Origin of the sequence: Streptomyces sp. NPDC050703, from assembly GCF_040654435.1 — a bacterium.
Lineage (GTDB): Bacteria > Actinomycetota > Actinomycetes > Streptomycetales > Streptomycetaceae > Streptomyces.
Map to the genome: position 1 here is coordinate 147,124 of NZ_JBFAHX010000013.1, position 19,124 is coordinate 166,247.

A 19,124-nucleotide genomic window follows, 5' to 3' on the forward strand; every position below is an offset into this window, starting at 1 on the left:
GTGACCAGGGAACTTCTCGATAGGTCAGCGTGGCACCATGCCGACGGTTGGCGACTCTATGGCGTGTCACCGGTCCACAGCAACACAATCCGCCGGACCGGGCCCGATGTGTCGGCAAAGGGACACGGCGATGTCAAGGGCGTCCGGCATGCCGGTGGCACGTTTCCGGGGTGGGCGAAACGGCCAAAGGCTTACGTTCAAGGCGAGTTGAGCGTGTCCGCACTGATACGCATACGGCCGGACCCCTCTCAAGGTCCGGCCGCGGGCGTGAGATTGACGACTTTCGTTGACGGCGGCACCGAAGTCGCCGGTGGCCGACCGCAGTCGGCCGCGGGGGTCAGCCGAGGAGCGTCTCCAGCTCCACGTGCTCGTAGCCGTGGGCCTCGGCGACCTCCTTGTAAACGACCTTGCCGTCATGGGTGTTGAGACCCAGGGCGAGCGCCGGGTCGCGGCGCAGGGCCTCGGCCCAGCCGCGGTTCGCCAGCTCGACGATGTACGGCATCGTCGCGTTGGTCAGCGCGTAGGTGGAGGTGTTGGGGACCGCGCCGGGCATGTTGGCGACGCAGTAGAAGACCGAGCCGTGGACCGGGAAGGTCGGCTCCGCGTGCGTGGTGGCGTGCGAGTCCTCGAAGCAGCCGCCCTGGTCGATCGCGATGTCGACAAGAACACTTCCCGGCTTCATGCGGGAGACCAGCTCGTTGGTGACGAGCTTCGGGGCCTTGGCGCCCGGGATGAGGACGGCGCCGATGACGAGGTCGGCCTCCAGGCAGGCCTTCTCCAGCTCGAAGGCGTTGGAGACGACCGTCTGGATCTTCGTACCGAAGATCTTGTCGGCTTCCTTGAGCTTGTTGATGTCCTTGTCGAGCAGGGTCACGTGGAAGCCCATGCCGATGGCGATCTGCGCGGCGTTCCAGCCGGAGACGCCGCCGCCGATGACGACGGCCTTGCCCGCGGCCACACCGGGGACACCGCCCGGCAGGACGCCGCGGCCGCCGTTGGCGGCCATCAGGTGGTAGGCGCCGACCTGCGGGGCGAGGCGGCCCGCGACCTCGGACATCGGGGCGAGCAGCGGCAGCGCGCGGCCCGCGGTCTCGACGGTCTCGTACGCGATGGCGGTCGTGCCCGACTCCAGGAGCGCGTCCGTGCACTCCTTGGACGCGGCCAGGTGGAGGTAGGTGAAGAGGGTCTGGTCCTTGCGGAGGCGGTGGTACTCCTCCGCGATGGGCTCCTTGACCTTCAGGAGCAGGTCCGCGGCGGCCCAGACCTCGTCCGCGGTGTCCAGGATCGTCGCACCGGCCGAGACGTACTCGGCGTCCGTGATCGAGGAGCCGACGCCGGCGTTCCGCTCGATGACGACCTGGTGGCCGTGGCGCACCAGCTCGTGCACGCCGGCCGGGGTGATGGCCACCCGGAACTCGTTGTTCTTGACCTCGCGGGGGATGCCGACCTTCATCGTCGATCACGGTCCTTGGCTCAGGGGAAATCTCGGGCAATGCAGTACAGACCGGTGCGCTGGAGGGCGCAACGGGAGACGCCACAGATGCATGCGGCGGAGCCAGTCTAATGAAGGATTTCTCGCTGTCTAGCCTTCCAATACTTCAATCTTCTGAGGATGTGCTGCGGATTTCGTAGGCGGAGGACCCTGCTCCACCGTTCGTTTCAAGACCGGCGGTCTCCTGCGGCCCCGCTTTCAGCATGCGCTCGGCCGCGTTCCTGTGCAGCCGGGCGGCCGTGGGATCGCCGAGCCGGTCCAGGGTGTCGGCGAGGCGGAGCTGGAGCGCGGCCTGCAGCCGTACGTCGTCGGCGTGCCGTGCCAGCTCCACCGCCTCCTGGCAGGTGCGCAGCGACTCCTCGGGCCGCCCGGCGTACTCCTGCACGCGCGCCAGCTCGCTCAGCGCCCGCGCGTGCCCGGCCACGTCGCCGTTCCTGCGGTGGCCCGTGACCGCCGAGCTCCAGTTGCGCAGCGCCTCGCCGTAGCGGCCCGCGTAGGTGTGCACGGTGGCGAGCCGGCCGTGGAGGCGGGCCGCGTCGAGGCGCTCGTCACGGGCCAGGCGGTGGGCGAGCGCCCTGCCGTACCAGTCGGAGGCCCGCGACCAGTCCTCCAGCTCCTGGTACGCGCCGGCCACGGATTCCATCGCGCGCCCGACGGCGTACGGGTCGTCGGCCAGCCGTCCCGCGGCGAGCGCGGCCCGGTAGCGGGCCAGCGCGTCCCGCGTACGACCGGTCCGCGCGTCGAGGTCGGCGAGGTTGAGGAGCGCCGCGGCCTCCTCGCGCGGCAGCCTGCGCCGCTCGGCCACGCCGAGGACGAGCTGGTGGACGGAGTACAGCTCGGGGGCCGCGGCCTGCTGGCCGCGGTGGGCGACGAGGGCCCGGGTCAGGGCCGCCATCAGGCGCCGCGCGAGGGTGTCCAGCTCCCCGTCGGCCACCGCGAGGCGGGCGGCGGCGAGCAGCGCGGGCTGCCGGATGCGCAGCCACTCGGCGGCGGCCGCGGGGTCGGGGAAGCGCAGGGCGCCCGGCAGCCCGGCCAGCAGTTTCCGGGCTGCCGGGCTGTCGGGTTCGGTCACCGCGCGGCAGGACTGAAGCAGCCGCACGGTCCGCTCCAGCATGCGGGCGCGGGCGAGCTGGAGCTCGGCGGGGCGGTCCTCGGTCTCGGTGAGCCGCCGCAGCAGGGGCACGAGGCAGCCCGGCACCTCGTACTGCGGAAGGGGTGACTCCACGGGCCGTACGAGGCCGAGGGCAACGAAGTCGTCCAGGGTGTCGTGGGCCGCGGGGACCGAGCAGCCGGCCAGCGCGGAGGCGGTGTGCGGGTCGATGTGCGCGGCCGGGGCCAGGGAGAGCAGGCGCAGCATCCGGGCTGGCGTGCCGGCCAGCGTGGCGTAGGTGTGCCGGAAGACGCGGGCCAGGACGGGCTCGTCACCGGGCAGGTCGTGCAGCCGTTTGGCCAGATCGGCGACGGCGGCCTTGGGCCGCACCGCGAGCCAGCCGCCGGCCAGGACGAGGGCCGCGGGGTGGCCCTGGCAGTGCTCGACCAGGGCTTCCGCGGAGCGCGGGTCCACGGTGATGCGCACGGGGCCCGCGGCGCGCGCGAGCAGCTTCACCGCGGCCTCCTTGTCGAGGCCGCCGAGGGTGCAGGGCCGTACGTCGGGGATGCCGGTGAGCGGGCCCTTGGAGACGGCGACGACCAGGCAGTCGGGCGTGTCGGGGAGCAGCGGTTCGACCTGCTCGGCGTCGGCCGCGTCGTCGAGGAGGAGCAGCGCCCTGCGTTCGGCGAGCGCGTCCCTGAGGATCTCGGCCAGCTCGTCCTCGTGCGCCCCGGGCGGTGCGGGGACGCCGAGGGTGTCGAGGAGCGTACGGGCGGTGCGTTCGGCGGGGACGCGGGTGCCGTCGGGATCGGTGAGGCGGGCGCGGAGCACTCCGTCGGGGTACTCGTCGGCGGTCTCGCGCACCAGTGCCTCGGCGAGCGAGGTGCGGCCCGAGCCGGGGCGGCCCGCCACCAGCAGGACGCGTGCGCGGGGTGCCTTGCGGCCCGAGAGGGTGTCGAGTCCGGCGCGGTCGATGTCGGCCCTGAGCTCCCTCAGCTCCCGGCGCCGGCCGACGAAGGCGGCCGCGGCGGGCTCCCGCACGGCACCGGCGGGCTCCGGCACGGCGCCGCCCGCCGCCGCACCGTCGGTGTCGACCGCCTGATCCGTCACGGGCCACGCTCCCGTCCGCCTGCGCACGAGCCCGCCCGGGACTCCGAGCGGGACGCTTTCAGAGCCTAGTTCAGGCCCTGCGGCCCTCCCGGCCGCGCGCCGCGCACAAGTCCCCCGATCGGATCAGTAGATCGTCATACCGGTACGGGAAACCGTACAAACCGGTCCTCAGGACTCGAAGGGCCGGGCCGGCCAAGGAGCCTCGGCCGGGCGGAGGGCGTCGAGTCCGGCGCCGTTCAGGGCCGCGTGCAGCGAGAGGACACCGACGACGAGGCAGTTGTTGTGCAGCTCCCCGGCGAGCACCCCGCGTACGAGGTCCTCCAGCGGGAGGCGGTCCAGCTCCATGTCGGACTCCTCCTCGGAGACCTCGAAGCGCTCGCCCTCGGCCTCGGCGAGGTCACGGGCGAGGAAGATCCGCACGGCCTCGTCGCAGCCGCCGGGGGTGGTGTAGACGTCGGTGAGGACGCGCCAGTCCCCCGCCTTGACGTGCGCCTCCTCGTACAGCTCGCGCTGCGCGGCGTGCAGGGGGTTCTCGCCGGGGACGTCGAGGAGGCCCGCGGGGATCTCCCAGAGCTTGTGGCGCACCGGGTGGCGGTACTGGCGGATGACCAGGACACGGCCCTCCCCGTCGAGCGCGAGGACGGCGACCGAGCCGGGGTGGACCTGGTAGTCGCGGTGGACGACGGTCCCGTCGGGCATGACCACGTCGTCGGTGCGCACGGAGGTCTTGTTCCCGACGAACGGCGTACGGCTCGCCTTGACCTGCCACTCCTCGGCGGTGTCCTTGATCGTCATGTCGCCCTGTCCTCCCACACGCGCAAACAGAAACCGGGGCACGCGCCCCAGGAGGCACGTACCCCGGCAACCGTAACGCCTGTCGTCACTTGGCGGGCTTGGCGCCCGTCCTGCGCTCGACGGCGGCCTTCACGAGCCCGGCGAACAGCGGGTGCGGACGCGTCGGGCGCGAGCGCAGCTCCGGGTGCGCCTGGGTGGCGACGAGGTAGGGGTGGACCTCGCGGGGGTACTCGACGTACTCGACGAGCTTGCCGTCCGGGGAGGTGCCGGAGAACAGGATGCCCGCCTTCTTCTCCAGGTCGGCGCGGTAGGAGTTGTTCACCTCGTAGCGGTGGCGGTGGCGCTCCTCGACGTACTCCTTGCCCTCGTACACCTCGCGCACGATGGAGCCCTCGGCGAGCTTGGCCGGGTACATGCCCAGGCGCATCGTTCCGCCCATGTCGCCCTCGCCGGCGACGATGTCGAGCTGCTCCGCCATGGTGGAGATCACCGGGTGGGCGGTGGCCGCGTCGAACTCCGTGGAGTTCGCGTCCGGGATGTCGGCGAGGTTGCGGGCCGCCTCGACGACGATGCACTGCAGGCCGAGGCAGATGCCGAGCAGCGGCACCTTGTTCTCGCGGGCGTACTGGATCGCGCCGACCTTGCCGTCGACACCGCGCTCGCCGAAGCCGCCGGGGATCAGGATCGCGTCGACGTCGCCGAGCTGCTTCTCGGCGCCCGCCGGGGTCTTGCAGTCGTCGGAGGTGACCCACTTGACCTTGACGCGGGCCTTGTTCGCGAAGCCGCCGGCGCGCATGGCCTCGGTCACCGACAGGTAGGCGTCGGGCAGGTCGATGTACTTGCCGACCAGCGCGACCGTGACCTCGTGCCGCGGGTTGTGCACGCGGTCGAGCAGGTCGTCCCACTGGGTCCAGTCGACGTCGCGGAAGGGCAGGTCGAGCTTGCGCACGACGTAGGCGTCCAGGCCCTCGGTGTGCAGCACCTTCGGGATGTCGTAGATCGACTTGGCGTCGATGGCGGCGACCACGGCGGCCTCGTCGACGTCGCACATCAGCGAGATCTTGCGCTTGATCGCGGTCGGCACGTCGCGGTCGGCGCGCAGCACGATGGCGTCGGGCTGGATGCCGATGTTGCGCAGGGCGGCCACCGAGTGCTGGGTCGGCTTGGTCTTGAGCTCGCCGGAGGGGCCGATGTAGGGCAGCAGCGAGATGTGCACGACGAAGACGTTGTCGCGGCCGACCTCGTGGCGGACCTGGCGGACGGTCTCCAGGAACGGCAGGGACTCGATGTCGCCGACCGTGCCGCCGACCTCGGTGATGACGACGTCGACGTCGTCCGTCGCCATGCGGCGGATGCGGTGCTTGATCTCGTTGGTGATGTGCGGGATGACCTGCACGGTGTCGCCGAGGTACTCGCCGCGCCGCTCCTTGGCGATCACCTGGGAGTAGACCTGGCCGGTGGTGACGTTCGCCGAGCCGTCGAGGTCGACGTCGAGGAAGCGCTCGTAGTGGCCGATGTCCAGGTCGGTCTCCGCGCCGTCGTTCGTGACGAAGACCTCACCGTGCTGGAAGGGGTTCATCGTGCCGGGGTCGACGTTCAGGTACGGGTCGAGCTTCTGCATCGTGACACGCAGGCCACGTGCCTTGAGGAGCGCACCCAGGCTGGAGGCAGTCAGACCCTTGCCGAGGGAAGAGGCGACACCCCCGGTGACGAAGATGTGCTTGGTCGTCCTGGATTTGGGCTGCATGGCCAAGAGGGGGCTCCCGTGGTCGCGGTCTGGAGGTGCGTACCGGCCCTCACCAGGGTTTCGGGGGAGGCGCCGTCGCTGCGGTTCGGGGGTTCTATGACCACCGGCTCACGGGCTACCAGGGTATCAGCGACCTGAGGGGGACGCTTCCGGGCGCGCTCGGCCATCGGCCGGGCACAGCATCGTCACAAGAGAGGCACGCCTGGAGAACACGCAGGTACAGGGCCTCTCACCTGCCGCTCACCCGTTCGGCCGCAGCTCGTTGCCGGGAGGGGCGCGCAGATCATCAAAGGGCGTCGTATCCTGCTCGGACACTCGCTGCCGAGCCCCCATCCGGCACACGGCACCACTCACGCCTTGCACCCGGAACAAGCGCTCGTCAACGATCACTTGACCGCTGACCTGTAAGTAAGCGCCCCGCGGGGCGAACGTGGCCGTTCGACTGGAGATGCACGTGGCCGGGCGCATCGAGGACTACGCACTCATCGGAGACATGCAGACCGCAGCCCTGGTCTGCCGGGACGGGACAGTCGACTGGCTGTGCCTGCCCCGCTTCGACTCTCACGCCATTTTCGCCGGCCTTTTGGGCACCGAGGAGCACGGCTTCTGGCGCCTCGGGCCGGCCTATGACCCACAGGCGCAGCCGCCCACGGCCGCGCGCCGCCGCTACCGCGGCGACTCCCTCGTCCTTGAGTCGGAGTGGGACACACCACGCGGCACGGTCCGCGTGATCGATTTCATGCCGCCGCGCGACACCGACTCCCCGCAGCTCGTGCGGATCGTCGAGGGCGTCAGCGGCCGGGTGCCGATGCGCTCGGCCCTGCGGATGCGTTTCAGCTACGGCCGCGTGGTGCCCTGGGTGCACAAGGTCGACAACCGCACGGTGGCCGTCGCGGGCCCCGACTCGGTCTGGCTCGACACCGAGGCCGAGACCTTCGGCAAGGACCTGACCACCTACTCCGACTTCACCGTCTCGCCGGGTGAGCGCATCGCGTTCACCATCTCGTGGCAGCCCTCGCACAAGGACCAGCCCGCGCTGCCGGAGCCCGAGAACGCCCTGGAGGCGACGGAGGAGTTCTGGCGCGAGTGGGTCGAGCACTGTACGTACCACGGGCCCTACCGGGAGGCCGTGGTCCGCTCGCTGATCACCCTGAAGGCGCTCACCTACGCGCCGACGGGCGGCATCGTCGCCGCGCCCACCACCTCACTGCCCGAGGACATCGGCGGCTCCCGCAACTGGGACTACCGCTTCACGTGGCTGCGCGACGCCGCGATCACGCTGTCGTCGCTGCTGCGCACGGGCTACCGCGAGGAGGCCCGCGCCTGGCGTGAGTGGCTGCTCCGCGCGGTGGCGGGCGACCCGGAGAACCTGCAGATCATGTACGGCATCGCGGGCGAGCGCGAGCTGGGCGAGACCGAGCTGGACTGGCTGCCGGGGTACGAGGGCTCCACCCCCGTCCGGGCGGGCAACGGCGCGGCGCACCAGCTCCAGCTGGACGTGTACGGCGAGGTCACCGAGGCCCTGCACCTGGCCCACATGACGGGCCTGGCCCGCAACGACTACGCCTCGCTGCTCCAGCTCAAGCTGATCCGCTACCTGGAGGACCACTGGGACGAGCCGGACGAGGGCATCTGGGAGGTGCGGGGACCGCGCCGCCACTTCGTGCACTCCAAGGTGATGGCCTGGGTCGCCGTCGACCGCACCATCAAGCTCCTGGAGTCCGGCGACGCGGACGGCCCGCTGGAGAAGTGGCGCGAGCTGCGCGACGACATCCACCGGGACGTGTGCGAGAAGGGCTACGACGCCGAGCGGAACACCTTCACGCAGTCCTACGGCTCCAAGGAGCTGGACGCCTCGCTGCTCCTCATCCCGCAGATGGGCTTCCTGCCGCCCGACGACAAGCGCGTCATCGGCACCATCGAGGCGATCCAGCGGGAGCTGTCCACCCCGGACGGGTTCATCCTGCGCTACCCCACGGCCGACGACGAGGAGAACCTGGACGGCCTGGAGGGCGACGAGGGCGCGTTCCTCGCCTGCTCGTTCTGGATGGCCGACGACCTCGCGATGATCGGCCGCGTCGACGAGGCCCGCAAGCTCTTCGAGAAGCTCCTGGCGCTCCGCAACGACCTGGGGCTCCTCGCCGAGGAGTGGGACTCCGCCAACCAGCGGCAGGTCGGCAACTTCCCGCAGGCCTTCAGCCACGTCCCGCTGATCGACACGGCCCTCAGGCTGACGGCCTCGGGGGCGTACGGCGGCTGAGGCCGGCCGGCGCGGGGGGACCGGGATGCCGTCTCCCCCCGCGCCCCGGTAGCGTCCGCGCCATGGAAAGTCAGGGCCCCCGGGGCGGCATCACCGTGCAGCGCGCGCTGGAACTCCCGGGACTGCGCGGCGGGCTCCCCGAGGTCGTCGCGGGCGCCGAGCGGCTGCAGCGGACGGTGCGCTGGGTGCACGCGGGCGAGGTGCCCAACATCGCCTCGCTGCTCAAGGGCGGCGAGCTGCTGCTCACCACGGGGCTCGGCCTCGGCGCCCGCCCCGCCGACCAGCGGGCCTTCGTGCGCAAGCTGGCCGAGCGCGGCATCGCCGCCCTGGTCGTCGAGCTGGGGCCGCGCTTCGCCCGGCTCCCCGCGGCGATCGTGGAGACGGCGCGGTCGGCCGGGCTCCCGCTGGTGCAGCTCCACCGCGAGGTGCCGTTCGTGACGGTCACCGAAGAGGTGCACACCGAGATCGTCAACGGCCACTACGCGCTGCTCCAGCGGGCCGACGAGGTGCACAGGCGGTGCACGGAGGCGCTGCTCGGCGGGGGCGGGGTGCCGCAGGTCCTCGCCATCCTCGCCGAGTTCAGCGGCAACCCGGTGTTCCTGGAGACCGCGGACGGGCAGCTCCTGTACGCCGCGGGCGCGGGCACCGAGTGCGCGGACCCGCTCCAGGTGTGGGAGGGGCTGCGGGGCCGCGCCGGTGACGGTGAGGGGCCGCCGGCCTCCGCGATCCTCGTCGACGTGCCGGGCGGCGGTCCCGGCGCCGGTTCCGTGCGGGCCAGGCTCGTGCTGCTCGCCGTGGAGTCCGCTCCGCTGCCGGTGCACCGCATCGCGGCGGAGCGGGCGGCGGGCAGCCTCGCGGTGGTGCTGATGCAGGCCCGCCAGGAGGAGGAGCTCGCCGCGCGGGGCCGCGGCGACTTCCTCACCGACCTCGCGGAGGGGCGGATCGACGCCGATGACGCCCCCGCCCAGGCGCGCGTGCTCGGCTTCCGGCCGGTGGCGGCGGGGAGCCCGCTCCTGCCGGTGGTGATGCGGCTCGCGGACGGGCTGCCGGCCGGCGGCGGCTGGGCGGTCCTCGCGCGGGCCGTCGCGGAGGAGCTGGCGTCGGTGGGCGTGCCGGTGCTGCTCGGCGTGCGTCCCGTCGAGGGCCGTGTGCCGCTGCTCATCGGGCTGCGTACGGAGTCCGAACGGCCGGCGGTGGCCGACCGGGTCGCCGCCGCGCTGCGGGCGGGCGTGGAGCGCGCCGGGATGCGGCGGCCCGGCGCGCAGCCGCCCGTCGTGGTCGTCGGCGTGGCCGGCGGCTGGGCGGCGGCGTCGGCGGGGCTGCGGCACGCGGCGGAGACGGCGACGGCCGCGCGGGGCCTCGTCGACCGCCCCTGGTACGACGCGCGGCGGCTCGACATCGACCTGCTGCTCTGGCGGCTGCGCGACCATCCCGACCTCGCGGCGTTCGTGGATCGCGCGATCGGCCCGCTGCGCGCCCACGACCGGCGTGCGAAGCCGCCGCTCCTGCCCACGCTCCAGACCTATCTGGCGCACGCGGGCCGCAAGGCGGAGACCGCCCGCGAGCTGCATCTGAACCGGCAGACGCTCTACAACCGCCTCGCCCGCATCAGCGAGCTGCTCGGCACCGACCTCGACGACCCGCAGACGGTGCTCGCGCTGAGCCTCGCGCTCCGGGCCCGCAGGCATGTGGCGTAGCGGCGGGCACGGCGGACGTCAGGTGAACGGCAGCGGCCGGGTCAACTCGTCGTAGACGCTCAGCACTTGCGTGACCGTCTCGTCCTCGGTCGGCCAGGCCGCCGCCTGGGCCGCGCCCTTGTCCCTGAGCCGGGCGCGGCGGGCCGGGTCGGCGAGGAGCCGCGCCACGGCGGTGCCGAGCGCCTCGGCATCGCCGGGCGGCACGAGTTCGGCGGCGTCGCCGACCAGTTCGACGAGGCCGCTCGTCGCGGCGGCGACGAGCGGCACGCGCGCGTGCAGCGCCTCCTGCGCGAGGACGGGGCGGGTCTCACGGCCGCCGGGCAGTACCGCGATGTCGGCCGCCGCGAGGAGGTCGGGGACGTCGTCGCGCCGCCCGATCAGGCGGACCGGCAGCCGCTCGGCCTCGATGCGGCGGAGCAGGGCCGGGCGCTCGGGCCCCTCCCCCGCCACGACGAGGAGCGGCAGCGGGTCCAGGTGCCGCCAGGCGCGGGCGGCGTCCAGGAGGAGGGTGTGGCCCCTGCCCGGTTCGAGTGCGCCGACGGCCATGACCAACGGGCGGTCCACGGCGCCGAGTTCGGCACGGGACTTGTGCAGCAGGCGGTCGGGTTCGTCCTCCGCCGCGGGGGCGCCGGCGCGGCGGAGTCCCGGCAGGGCGACCGCGGCGAGCCTGGCGTCCCGCGCGCCGCTGCGGCGCGCCCGGTCGACGAGGCCGGAGGAGGTGCCGAGCACCACGGTGGCGGCCCGCGCGACCCGCCGCTCCAGGAGCCCGACCAGCCGTGCGCGGGCGCCCTCCGCGTGCGCGTGGTCGTGCCACGTGACGACGAGCGGGACAGCGCGCCCGGTGAGGGCGAGGGCGGCGCGCAGGGCCGCGTGCAGCCCGTGCGCGTGCACGAGGTCGGCGTCGGCGCAGGCGGTGCGCAGGGCGGCCACCGAGACCGGGTCGCCGCTGCGGGGCACGGGGACGTGCCGGGCTCCGGCGTCCGCGAAGCCGTAGGCGCGGTCGGCCTCTTCGGGGGCGCACACGCTGACCCGCACGCCCCTGGCGACCAGGCCGGCGGCCAGCGATCTGACGTGCACACCGCTGCCCACGCTGCCACCGCCGAGGACTTGCACGGTGTGCAGCGGCGTCTGTCCGTGCGGCGAGTGGCTGCTCACGTGGCTCACGTGGCGAAGGCTCCTGGCTGACGTCGGGCAGGGGACGGGTTCGAGATGGTGCGCCAAGGATGCCAGTCCGCACGGGCGTTCCGGCACTGCTGAAAGGTCACTTCCGCGTGCGGCCGGGCAACTCACAGCCGCGTATCACCCACATGGGTGACATCGACGGGGCTCGTACGTTCCCATCGGACCCCCTCTCCGCGGCCGGCGACCGCGCTATCAGGTGCCCCCGGAATCACCTTTCAATCCCCTGCCACCGCCCGGCTGATCCTGTCCCCCCGGGCCGCCGCGGCCACCAGCGCCACCGCGTGGGCGACGAGGCCCGCGCGGCCGTTGCCTGCGGCGACGGCCGTGCCGATGGCGGCGCCCAGGGCGTGCGCGCCCGCGTCCCCGATCATGGCCCGCTCGCCGAGGTCGTCCGGCAGCACCGCCGCGGCGGCGCCCATGGAGGCGGCGGCGACGATCCCGCCCGGCCCCGAGCGGAACAGCCCCACGGACCCCATGGCCAGCACGGTCGCCGCGGCCCGCGCCGGGCGTACGTCGACGAGGTTCACCAGGTGCGCGCTGCCGGCGATCACGACTCCGGCGAGGACCTTGTCCACGGGCCGCTCCTTGAGCAGCGCCCCCGCGGCCAGCCCGGCCGCCGAGACGCCGACGAGCTTGACGGCCCCGCTGGTCACCTCCCCGCCGCGCAGCGCCCCGAGGTGAGCGCGGAACCCGCGCCGCGTGTCCTTCGCGCCCGCCAGGTCGTCGTAGACCCCGCAGGCCCCGGCCGCGAGCACGGCAATCCCCGCGGCGGCCCGCTGCCGCGCGGGCAGCAGGGTCATGCCGCCCGCGGCCCCGAGGGCGGCGGCCGGGCCCGCGTACAGCTCCACGCGCCGCCCCGCGTAGTTGCTCCGCTCCCACCGGGCGGCCCCACCGGGCGCGCGGTCCCGCAGCGCGGCGGCCTCCACGCGCGTGAGGGCAGCGGCGACGAGCAGGGCGGCACCCCGGCGACGCATCGAATCGACCATGGGGCTCACCCTACGAGCCACCACTGACAGCGCCCCCGGAAGCCACGGCGCGCGAGGCTCCCCCAGGCGCGCGGGACCGCGCTCAGCGCAGACCGGCCCGCACCCGAGCACCGCGCGGACGCGGCTGCCGCGCCCGGGGGGCTAGCCGTCCCCCCTGGCGGCAGCCAGCAGTTCCTCCGCATGCGCCCGCGCCGTCTCGCTGTCCTCCTGGCCCGCCAGCATCCGCGACAGTTCGCGGACCCGTGCCTCGCCCTCCAGGACCTGCACCCCGGAGCGGGTGACCATGCCGTCGTTGGTCTTCTCGACCAGCAGCTGCCGGTCGGCGAACGCCGCGACCTGCGGCAGATGCGTGACGACCACGACCTGCGCCGACCTGGCGAGCCGCGCCAGGCGCCGCCCGATCTCGACGGCGGCCTTGCCGCCGACACCGGCGTCGACCTCGTCGAAGAGGTAGGTCGGCACGGGGTCGGTCCCGGCGAAGACCACCTCGACGGCGAGCATCACGCGCGACAGCTCACCGCCCGATGCACCCTTGGCGATGGGCCTCGCCGGTGCGCCCGGGTGCGGGGCGAGGAGGAGTTCCACCTCGTCGACGCCCGCGGGGCCGTACGCGACCGTGCGGCCGTCGACCACCACTCCGTCCGCCCCCTCGGGGACCTCCGTGGAGCTGATGGCGATCGACACGCGCGCGTGGGGCATGGCGAGCGAGGCCAGCTCCTCGGTGACGGCCGCCGCGAACCGCGACGCCGCCTCCTGCCGGGCGTCGGTCAGCGCCTGCGCGAGTCCGGCCAGCTCGCCGCGCAGGGCGTCCCGCTCGGCGACCAGCTCGCCGAGGCGGTCGTCGTCGCCCTCCAGTTCGGTGAGGCGCGCCGCGCCCTCCTCGGCCCAGGCGAGGACGGCGTCGATGTCGGCGCCGTACTTCCGGGTGAGCTGGGTCAGCGCGGCCCGCCGCTCCTCGACCGCGGCGAGCCGCAGCGGGTCGGCGTCCAGGTCGTCGGCGTACCCGGCCAGTTCGCCCGCCACGTCGCCGAGCAGGATGCCGATCTCGCCCAGCCGGTCGGCGAGGGCGGACAGGGCGGGATCGTGCGACCGTACGGCCTCCAGGGCCCGCGAGGCGCCGGCGACCAGCGTCGAGGCGTCGACGCCCTCGGGGTCCTCGGGGTTGCCCGCGAGCGCGGCGTGCGCGGACGTGGCGGCGGACGCGAGCGCCTCGGCGTGCCCGAGCCGCTCGGCCTCCGCGGCGAGTTCGGTGTCCTCGCCCGCCCTCGGCTCGACGGCGGCGATCTCCTCCAGGCCGAAGCGGAGCAGGTCCGCCTCCTGGGCGCGCTCCCGCGCGCGCGTGGTGATCTCGTCGACCTCGGCGGTGACGGCCCGCAGCCTGCGGTAGGCGGAGGTGTACTTGGCCAGCGGCACGGCGACGGCGTCGCCCGCGTACCGGTCGAGGGCGCCGCGCTGCCTGGCCGGCTTCAGCAGGCCCTGCTGGTCGGTCTGGCCGTGCACGGCGACGAGGTCGTCGGCGAGTTCGGAGAGGAGTCCGACCGGCACCGAGCGCCCGCCGAGGTGGGCTCTGGAGCGTCCCTCCGCCGAGACGGTTCTGCTGACGAGCAGCGCCCCGTCGTCCAGTTCGGCCCCTGCCTCCTCGGCCCGCACGACCGCGGGGGAGCCCGCGGGCACGGCGATGCGCCCTTCGACGACCGCCGACTTCGCGCCGATCCGCACCAGGGCGGCGTCCGCGCGCCCGCCGAGCAACAGGCCAAGGCTCGTGACCACCATCGTCTTGCCCGCGCCGGTCTCACCCGTCACGGCGGTGAATCCTGGCGAGAGCTCGACGACAGCGTCGTCGATGACTCCGAGCGACCGTATCCGCATCTCCTCCAACACGGACACGACCTTACGAGGTCACGGGCCCGGTGTGCGACGGCCCCCGCGCTCCTCCGGCGAAGGCGCAGGTGGCGGCGGGGCCGCCGGGGCCGCTGTCACCCGCCGGAGTGGCCGCGGCGCCCGCCCTCCGCACGAGGGCGCGAAGGGGTGGGGCTACCCCCAGGACGATCCACCTGCCCGCCCCATGGCCCTCGTACCCGCCCGGCCACGACCATGATCGACATGGCGACTGGACTGGCACAGGCGGCGCTGCGCGCGCACCGCCCGGCGTTCGTGGGCACCGCGGTGGCCGCGCTCTTCGCGGCGACGGTGGTGAGCGCGTCGACGATGATGCTCGGCTCGACGAGCGGCGGCGGCGTCGACGGGCTCTCCCCCGCCGCCCGCCGGCGGATCGCGGAGAACGGCGTCGGCGACATGGCCGTCGTCCTGCTGATCGGCTCCATCTACATGTCGATATTCGTCGTCGCGTCGACCATGGGCACCGCCGTCGCCCAGCAGCACCGCGAGATCGCCCTCGTGCGCGCCATCGGCGCGAGGCCCCGCCAGGTCCGCCGCGCGGTGGCCGTCCAGGCCCTCGCGGCGTCGGTCCCCGCCGCCCTCGCCGGCTTCGCCCTCGGCGGCCTCGTCGCCCGGTGGTGGCACGCGGGCATGGTCTCCCACGGACTGCTGCCCGCCGAGGCCGTCTTCCGGTTCGGCTGGCTCGCCCTGCCGGTGTGCGTCGGCGTGGCCGTATTGACGACGACGCTCGCCGCCCTGCTCGCCGCGGTGCGCTTCTCGCTGCTGCGGCCCGCCCGCGCCCTCGCCGAGGCGGCCACGGGGCGGCGCGGGCTCGGCCCGCTGCGGGCACCCCTCGGCGTGCTCGCTGTGGCGGGGGCGTGCGCCGTCTCGGTGCTCCTGTCCCGGCAGCCCGCCGACGAGGCGGGCCAGGGCGCCTTCCTCGTCCTCATCCTCTTCTGCGCCGGCGCCGGGCTCCTCGGCCCGCGCCTCATCGGCCCCGCGGCCGTGCTGGTCTCGGCGCTGGTCGGCCGGTTCGGCCCGAGCGCGCGCCTGGCGATGCGCAACGTCCGCTCCCAGCCCCGCCGCTTCTCCGCCGCGGTCGTCCCGCTCGTCCTCGTCGTCGGCTTCGGCCTCACCAAGATCGGCATACGGACGACGGCACGGCACCACACCGGTTCGTCGGGCACCGCGGGCGAGGTCTGGCTCGACTACGTGGGCACCGGCCTGTACGCGGGCTTCGCCGCCATCGCCGCGGCGAACACCCTCGCCATGATCTCCTTCGAGCGCCGCCGCGACGTCGCCCTCCTGCGCGTCGTCGGCGGCAAGCGCGGCCAGGTCGGCGCCATGGCCGCCTGGGAGGCCGTCGTCGTGGCGGGCACCGCGCTGCTGCTCGGCGGTGTCATCGCGCTCGGCACCCTGGCGCCGATCCTCCGCACGGCGTTCGGCACCGCCGTCCCGTACCTCCCCTGGGCCGTGCCGACGGGCATCGCGGCGGGCACCCTGCTGCTCACCCTGCTCGCCACCGGCCTGCCGGTGCGCGCGGTGCTGCGCCGCCGCGCCGTCCGGGTGCTCGCCGCCACGTAGTACGGCTACTGCGGCGCCCCGCGCCACCCCTGCACCGGCAGGGCGAACTTCGCGACGAGCCGGTCGGTGAACGAGGCGTGGTGCAGCCGCGCGAGCCGCACCGGCACCGCCCCGCGGCGCACCTCCACCCGCGCCCCCGAGGGCAGTTCCACGGTCCGCCGCCCGTCGCACCAGAGCACGCCGTGCGGGGTGTGCGGCTGGACCTCCACGGCGAGCACCGAGTCCGGCGAGGTCACCAGCGGCTTGGCGAACAGGGCGTGGGCGCTGATCGGCACCATGAGCAGCGCCTCGACCTCCGGCCACACCACGGGCCCGCCCGCCGAGAACGCGTACGCCGTCGATCCCGTCGGCGTGGCGCAGACGATGCCGTCGCAGCCGAAGCCGGTGACGGGCCGCCCGTCGATCTCCAGGACCACTTCGAGCATCCGCTCGGGCGACACCTTCTGCACGGCCGCCTCGTTCATCGCCCAGTCGCGGTGCACGACGTCGCCGTTGCTGTGCACGACGACGTCGATCGTCATGCGCTCCTCGACCTCGTAGTTCCTGCTGACCACACGGTCGACGACCTTGTCGAGGTCGTCGCGCTCGGCCTCCGCGAGGAAGCCCACGCGCCCGAGGTTGACGCCGAGCATGGGCACCCCCGAGGCGCGCGCGAAGTCCGCGCCCCGCAGCAGCGTCCCGTCGCCGCCGAGGACGACGATCAGCTCGCAGTCGTCGATGCAGTCGGCCGTCGCCTCCTGGACCGACTCGACCTCGGAGGGCAGCGGCAGATCCGCCGCCTCCGCCTTGAGCACCCGTACGCCGATGCCGTGGCGCAGCAGCCCCTGGACGACCAGTTCGGCGCTGCGGATGGCCGCGGGCCGTCCGGTATGGGCGAGCAGGAAAACGGTACGAGCTCGGGTCTGGGTCACTCGGGTCTGGGTCAACGGGGCCCCTCCGCCACGGCACGGTCAACGTCCGCCGGGTCGAGTTCATCGGCCCCCGCGCACAGCCACAGAAAGTACTCGACATTGCCGGAGGGCCCCGGCAGCGGGCTCGCGGTCACGCCACGCACGCCGAGGCCCAGCTCCCACGCCTGCCGCGCCACGCCGCGCACGGCCTCGGCCCGCAGCTCGGCGCTGCGCACGACGCCGCCGCTGCCGAGGCGCTCCTTGCCGACCTCGAACTGCGGCTTGACCATGAGGACGAGGTCCGCGTCGGGGGCCGCGCACCGCTTGAGGGCGGGCAGCACCAGGCCGAGGGGGATGAAGGAGAGGTCGCCGACGACCAGGTCGACGGGGACGCCGTCGATGGCTTCGAGCGTCAGCTCGCGTACGTTCGTCCGGTCCTTCACGGTGACCCGGCCGTCGCTCTGCAGCGACCAGGCGAGCTGGCCGTACCCCACGTCGACGGCGACGACGTGCGCCGCGCCGGCCCGCAGCAGCACGTCCGTGAAGCCGCCGGTGGACGCGCCGGCGTCGAGCGCGCGCCGCCCCTCGACCACCAGCCCCCCGGGCACGAAGGCGGCGAGGGCGCCCGCGAGCTTGTGCCCGCCGCGCGATACGTAGTCCGGGTCGCTGTCGTCCTGCGAGACCACGATCGCGGCGGCCGTCTCGACCTGGGTCGCGGCCTTGGTCGCGACGGCCTTGCCGACCGAGACCCGGCCCGCGGCGATCAGCTGGCTCGCGTGCTCGCGCGAGCGCGCCAGCTTCCTGCGGACCAGCTCGGCGTCGAGGCGGCGTCGTGCCACTCCTGCCACGTTCGGTTCAGCTCCTGTCGTACGAGGGGGTGGGCGCCCCGGTGGGCGCCGGAGGGCCGGGGCGCGCGTCGAGCGCGGTGAGCGCGGAGCGCAGGCCCTGGTGTACATCCTCGTACACCTCGATGTGGCCGTCCGTGGCGAGGTGGTCGGCGTCGCCGAGCCGGGCGAGGTGGGCGTCCACGTCCGCGTCGCCGGTGGGCGCGCGCCCGACCCCGAGGGGGGCCGGACCCGCGGGGTCGTACGACGGCTCGTCCGGAACCTGTGACGGCGCGGCCTCCGCCGCCGCCTCCTGGCCCGCCTGTGTGTCGCTCATGGCACGACGCTACCGCGAAGCCCTGCGGTACCGTCGATCACGATGGCGACCATGGCGGAGTGCCGTACCGCACTCGACGAACTCTCCGGCAACCTCGCGTCCGCCGACGGCGACGTGCGGGCCGCGGCTGCCCTGAACCGCTCGCTGAGCTGCCACATCACCGACCTCGACGCCACCTTCACCGGGCGCCTCGAAAACGGCCGGATCATGGTGCTCGACAGCCACCAGGGGCCGCCCCGCGAGAAGGCGGAGATCCGCCTGGCGATGACCGGCGACGACCTGGTGGCGATGGTCGGCGGCGAGCTGAGGTTCGCCAAGGCGTGGGCCGCGGGCCGGGTCAGGCTGGAGGCGGGCTTCCGGGACCTGCTCAGGCTCAGGTCGCTGCTGTAGCCACGGCCCGGCGTCCCGCCCGGGCGGCGGGCACCACCAGCGGCGTCCCCGTCTCGGGGTCGTCGATGACCTGGCACCGGATGCCGAACGTCCGCTCCACCAGCTCCGCCGTGACGACGTCCGCGGGCGCGCCCTCGGCGACGACCGCGCCGTCGCGCAGGGCGATGAGGTGCGTGGCGTAGCGCGCCGCGTGGTTCAGGTCGTGCAGGACGGCGACGAGGGTGCGGCCCTGCTCCTCGTGGAGCCGTGCGCACAGGTCGAGGACGTCGAGCTGGTGCTGGATGTCGAGGAACGTCGTCGGCTCGTCGAGGAGCAGCAGCGGGGTCTGCTGGGCGAGGGCCATGGCGATCCACACGCGCTGGCGCTGGCCACCGGAGAGTTCGTCGACGTAGCGGTCGGCGAGTTCGCGTACGCCCGTCGACTCCATGGACTCGTCCACGATCCGCTCGTCCTCCGCCGACCACTGCCGCAGGAGCCCCTGGTGGGGGTAGCGGCCGCGCGCCACGAGGTCGCCGACGGTGATGCCGTCGGGCGCGATCGACGACTGCGGCAGCAGGCCGAGCGTCTTGGCGACCTTCTTCGCCGGCATCGACTGGATGACGCCGCCGTCGAGCAGGACGCGGCCCGCGGACGGCTTGAGCATCCGGGACAGGGCGCGCAGCAGCGTGGACTTCCCGCAGGCGTTGGGGCCCACGATCACGGTGAAGGAGTTGTCGGGGATCTCGACGGACAGCTTCTCCGCGATGACGCGCTGGTCGTAGCCGAGGGTGACGTCGTCGGCGATGAGCCGGTTCACAGCAGCACGCTCCTGGTCCGAAGGGTCGTTCTTGGTCATGACGGGTGGCGTCATGACGGGTGGCGT

15 protein-coding genes are annotated in these 19,124 nt (G+C 73.8%); 4 read left to right on the forward strand and 11 right to left on the reverse strand.

Features of this window, described 5'->3' with window-relative positions; all coding sequences use genetic code 11:
* Positions 1-337 precede the first annotated feature (337 nt).
* From ald to AB0I16_RS15295, 4 genes are all read right to left on the reverse strand, one after another.
* Positions 338-1,453, reverse strand: coding sequence for an alanine dehydrogenase (ald, locus tag AB0I16_RS15280; RefSeq protein WP_363249851.1), 1,116 nt, complete (start codon positions 1,451-1,453; stop codon positions 338-340).
* Positions 1,454-1,598: 145 nt separating this feature from the next.
* Positions 1,599-3,623 (reverse strand): tetratricopeptide repeat protein, encoded by a 2,025-nt coding sequence (locus AB0I16_RS15285; RefSeq protein ID WP_363249873.1) that lies wholly within the window; start codon positions 3,621-3,623, stop codon positions 1,599-1,601.
* Positions 3,624-3,860: 237 nt separating this feature from the next.
* Positions 3,861-4,487, reverse strand: coding sequence for an NUDIX hydrolase (locus AB0I16_RS15290; RefSeq protein WP_363249852.1), 627 nt, complete (start codon positions 4,485-4,487; stop codon positions 3,861-3,863).
* A gap of 85 nt (positions 4,488-4,572) precedes the next feature.
* Complete coding sequence (locus AB0I16_RS15295) at positions 4,573-6,234, reverse strand: CTP synthase (protein WP_363249853.1); 1,662 nt, start codon at positions 6,232-6,234, stop codon at positions 4,573-4,575.
* Positions 6,235-6,664: 430 nt separating this feature from the next.
* On the opposite strand from AB0I16_RS15295, the gene AB0I16_RS15300 reads away from it, so the two are divergent.
* Both AB0I16_RS15300 and AB0I16_RS15305 read left to right on the forward strand, forming a co-directional pair.
* Positions 6,665-8,494, forward strand: coding sequence for a glycoside hydrolase family 15 protein (locus AB0I16_RS15300; protein WP_363249854.1), 1,830 nt, complete (start codon positions 6,665-6,667; stop codon positions 8,492-8,494).
* 62 nt (positions 8,495-8,556) lie between these two features.
* Positions 8,557-10,191, forward strand: a complete 1,635-nt coding sequence (locus tag AB0I16_RS15305; RefSeq protein WP_363249855.1) for a PucR family transcriptional regulator — start codon at positions 8,557-8,559, stop codon at positions 10,189-10,191.
* Between the two features lie 18 nt (positions 10,192-10,209).
* On the opposite strand, the gene AB0I16_RS15310 is transcribed toward AB0I16_RS15305, so the two are convergent.
* From AB0I16_RS15310 to recN, 3 genes are all read right to left on the reverse strand, one after another.
* Entirely contained in the window at positions 10,210-11,355 is a 1,146-nt protein-coding gene (locus AB0I16_RS15310; protein ID WP_363249856.1) for a glycosyltransferase family 4 protein, read from the reverse strand.
* 233 nt (positions 11,356-11,588) lie between these two features.
* On the reverse strand, positions 11,589-12,359 hold the full coding sequence (locus tag AB0I16_RS15315; protein WP_363249857.1) for a hypothetical protein: 771 nt from the start codon (positions 12,357-12,359) through the stop codon (positions 11,589-11,591).
* A gap of 141 nt (positions 12,360-12,500) precedes the next feature.
* Positions 12,501-14,228, reverse strand: a complete 1,728-nt coding sequence (recN, locus tag AB0I16_RS15320; protein WP_363249874.1) for a DNA repair protein RecN — start codon at positions 14,226-14,228, stop codon at positions 12,501-12,503.
* 234 nt (positions 14,229-14,462) lie between these two features.
* On the opposite strand from recN, the gene AB0I16_RS15325 reads away from it, so the two are divergent.
* A complete protein-coding gene (locus AB0I16_RS15325; RefSeq protein ID WP_363249858.1) occupies positions 14,463-15,821 on the forward strand; it encodes an FtsX-like permease family protein in 1,359 nt (452 codons plus the stop codon).
* Between the two features lie 5 nt (positions 15,822-15,826).
* Here the strand turns inward: AB0I16_RS15325 and AB0I16_RS15330 are convergent, their stop codons facing one another.
* From AB0I16_RS15330 to AB0I16_RS15340, 3 genes are read right to left on the reverse strand one after another with little or no spacing between them, the layout of a single operon-like run.
* Entirely contained in the window at positions 15,827-16,732 is a 906-nt protein-coding gene (locus AB0I16_RS15330; RefSeq protein WP_363249875.1) for an NAD kinase, read from the reverse strand.
* A gap of 11 nt (positions 16,733-16,743) precedes the next feature.
* Entirely contained in the window at positions 16,744-17,559 is an 816-nt protein-coding gene (locus AB0I16_RS15335; protein WP_363249859.1) for a TlyA family RNA methyltransferase, read from the reverse strand.
* A 7-nt stretch (positions 17,560-17,566) separates the two neighbouring features.
* Entirely contained in the window at positions 17,567-17,872 is a 306-nt protein-coding gene (locus AB0I16_RS15340; RefSeq protein ID WP_363249860.1) for a hypothetical protein, read from the reverse strand.
* A 42-nt stretch (positions 17,873-17,914) separates the two neighbouring features.
* Here AB0I16_RS15340 and AB0I16_RS15345 point away from each other — a divergent pair, with 42 nt between their 5' ends.
* Positions 17,915-18,262, forward strand: a complete 348-nt coding sequence (locus AB0I16_RS15345) for an alkyl sulfatase C-terminal domain-containing protein (RefSeq protein ID WP_363249861.1) — start codon at positions 17,915-17,917, stop codon at positions 18,260-18,262.
* On the opposite strand, the gene AB0I16_RS15350 is transcribed toward AB0I16_RS15345, so the two are convergent.
* Positions 18,246-19,097 (reverse strand): ABC transporter ATP-binding protein, encoded by an 852-nt coding sequence (locus AB0I16_RS15350; protein ID WP_363249862.1) that lies wholly within the window; start codon positions 19,095-19,097, stop codon positions 18,246-18,248. The two genes, AB0I16_RS15345 and AB0I16_RS15350, sit on opposite strands and share 17 nt — an antisense overlap.
* Positions 19,098-19,124: the final 27 nt, after the last annotated feature.

What these genes read in the sequence shown, in the direction of transcription:
- ald (WP_363249851.1), bottom strand. Translation starts at nt 1,453, where the DNA reads ATGAAGGTCGGCATCCCCCGCGAGGTCAAGAACAACGAGTTCCGGGTG.
- AB0I16_RS15290 (WP_363249852.1), bottom strand. Translation starts at nt 4,487, where the DNA reads ATGACGATCAAGGACACCGCCGAGGAGTGGCAGGTCAAGGCGAGCCGT.
- AB0I16_RS15295 (WP_363249853.1), bottom strand. Translation starts at nt 6,234, where the DNA reads ATGCAGCCCAAATCCAGGACGACCAAGCACATCTTCGTCACCGGGGGT.
- AB0I16_RS15305 (WP_363249855.1), top strand. Translation starts at nt 8,557, where the DNA reads ATGGAAAGTCAGGGCCCCCGGGGCGGCATCACCGTGCAGCGCGCGCTG.
- AB0I16_RS15315 (WP_363249857.1), bottom strand. Translation starts at nt 12,359, where the DNA reads ATGGTCGATTCGATGCGTCGCCGGGGTGCCGCCCTGCTCGTCGCCGCT.
- recN (WP_363249874.1), bottom strand. Translation starts at nt 14,228, where the DNA reads ATGCGGATACGGTCGCTCGGAGTCATCGACGACGCTGTCGTCGAGCTC.
- AB0I16_RS15325 (WP_363249858.1), top strand. Translation starts at nt 14,463, where the DNA reads ATGGCGACTGGACTGGCACAGGCGGCGCTGCGCGCGCACCGCCCGGCG.
- AB0I16_RS15340 (WP_363249860.1), bottom strand. Translation starts at nt 17,872, where the DNA reads ATGAGCGACACACAGGCGGGCCAGGAGGCGGCGGCGGAGGCCGCGCCG.
- AB0I16_RS15345 (WP_363249861.1), top strand. Translation starts at nt 17,915, where the DNA reads ATGGCGACCATGGCGGAGTGCCGTACCGCACTCGACGAACTCTCCGGC.
- AB0I16_RS15350 (WP_363249862.1), bottom strand. Translation starts at nt 19,097, where the DNA reads ATGACCAAGAACGACCCTTCGGACCAGGAGCGTGCTGCTGTGAACCGG.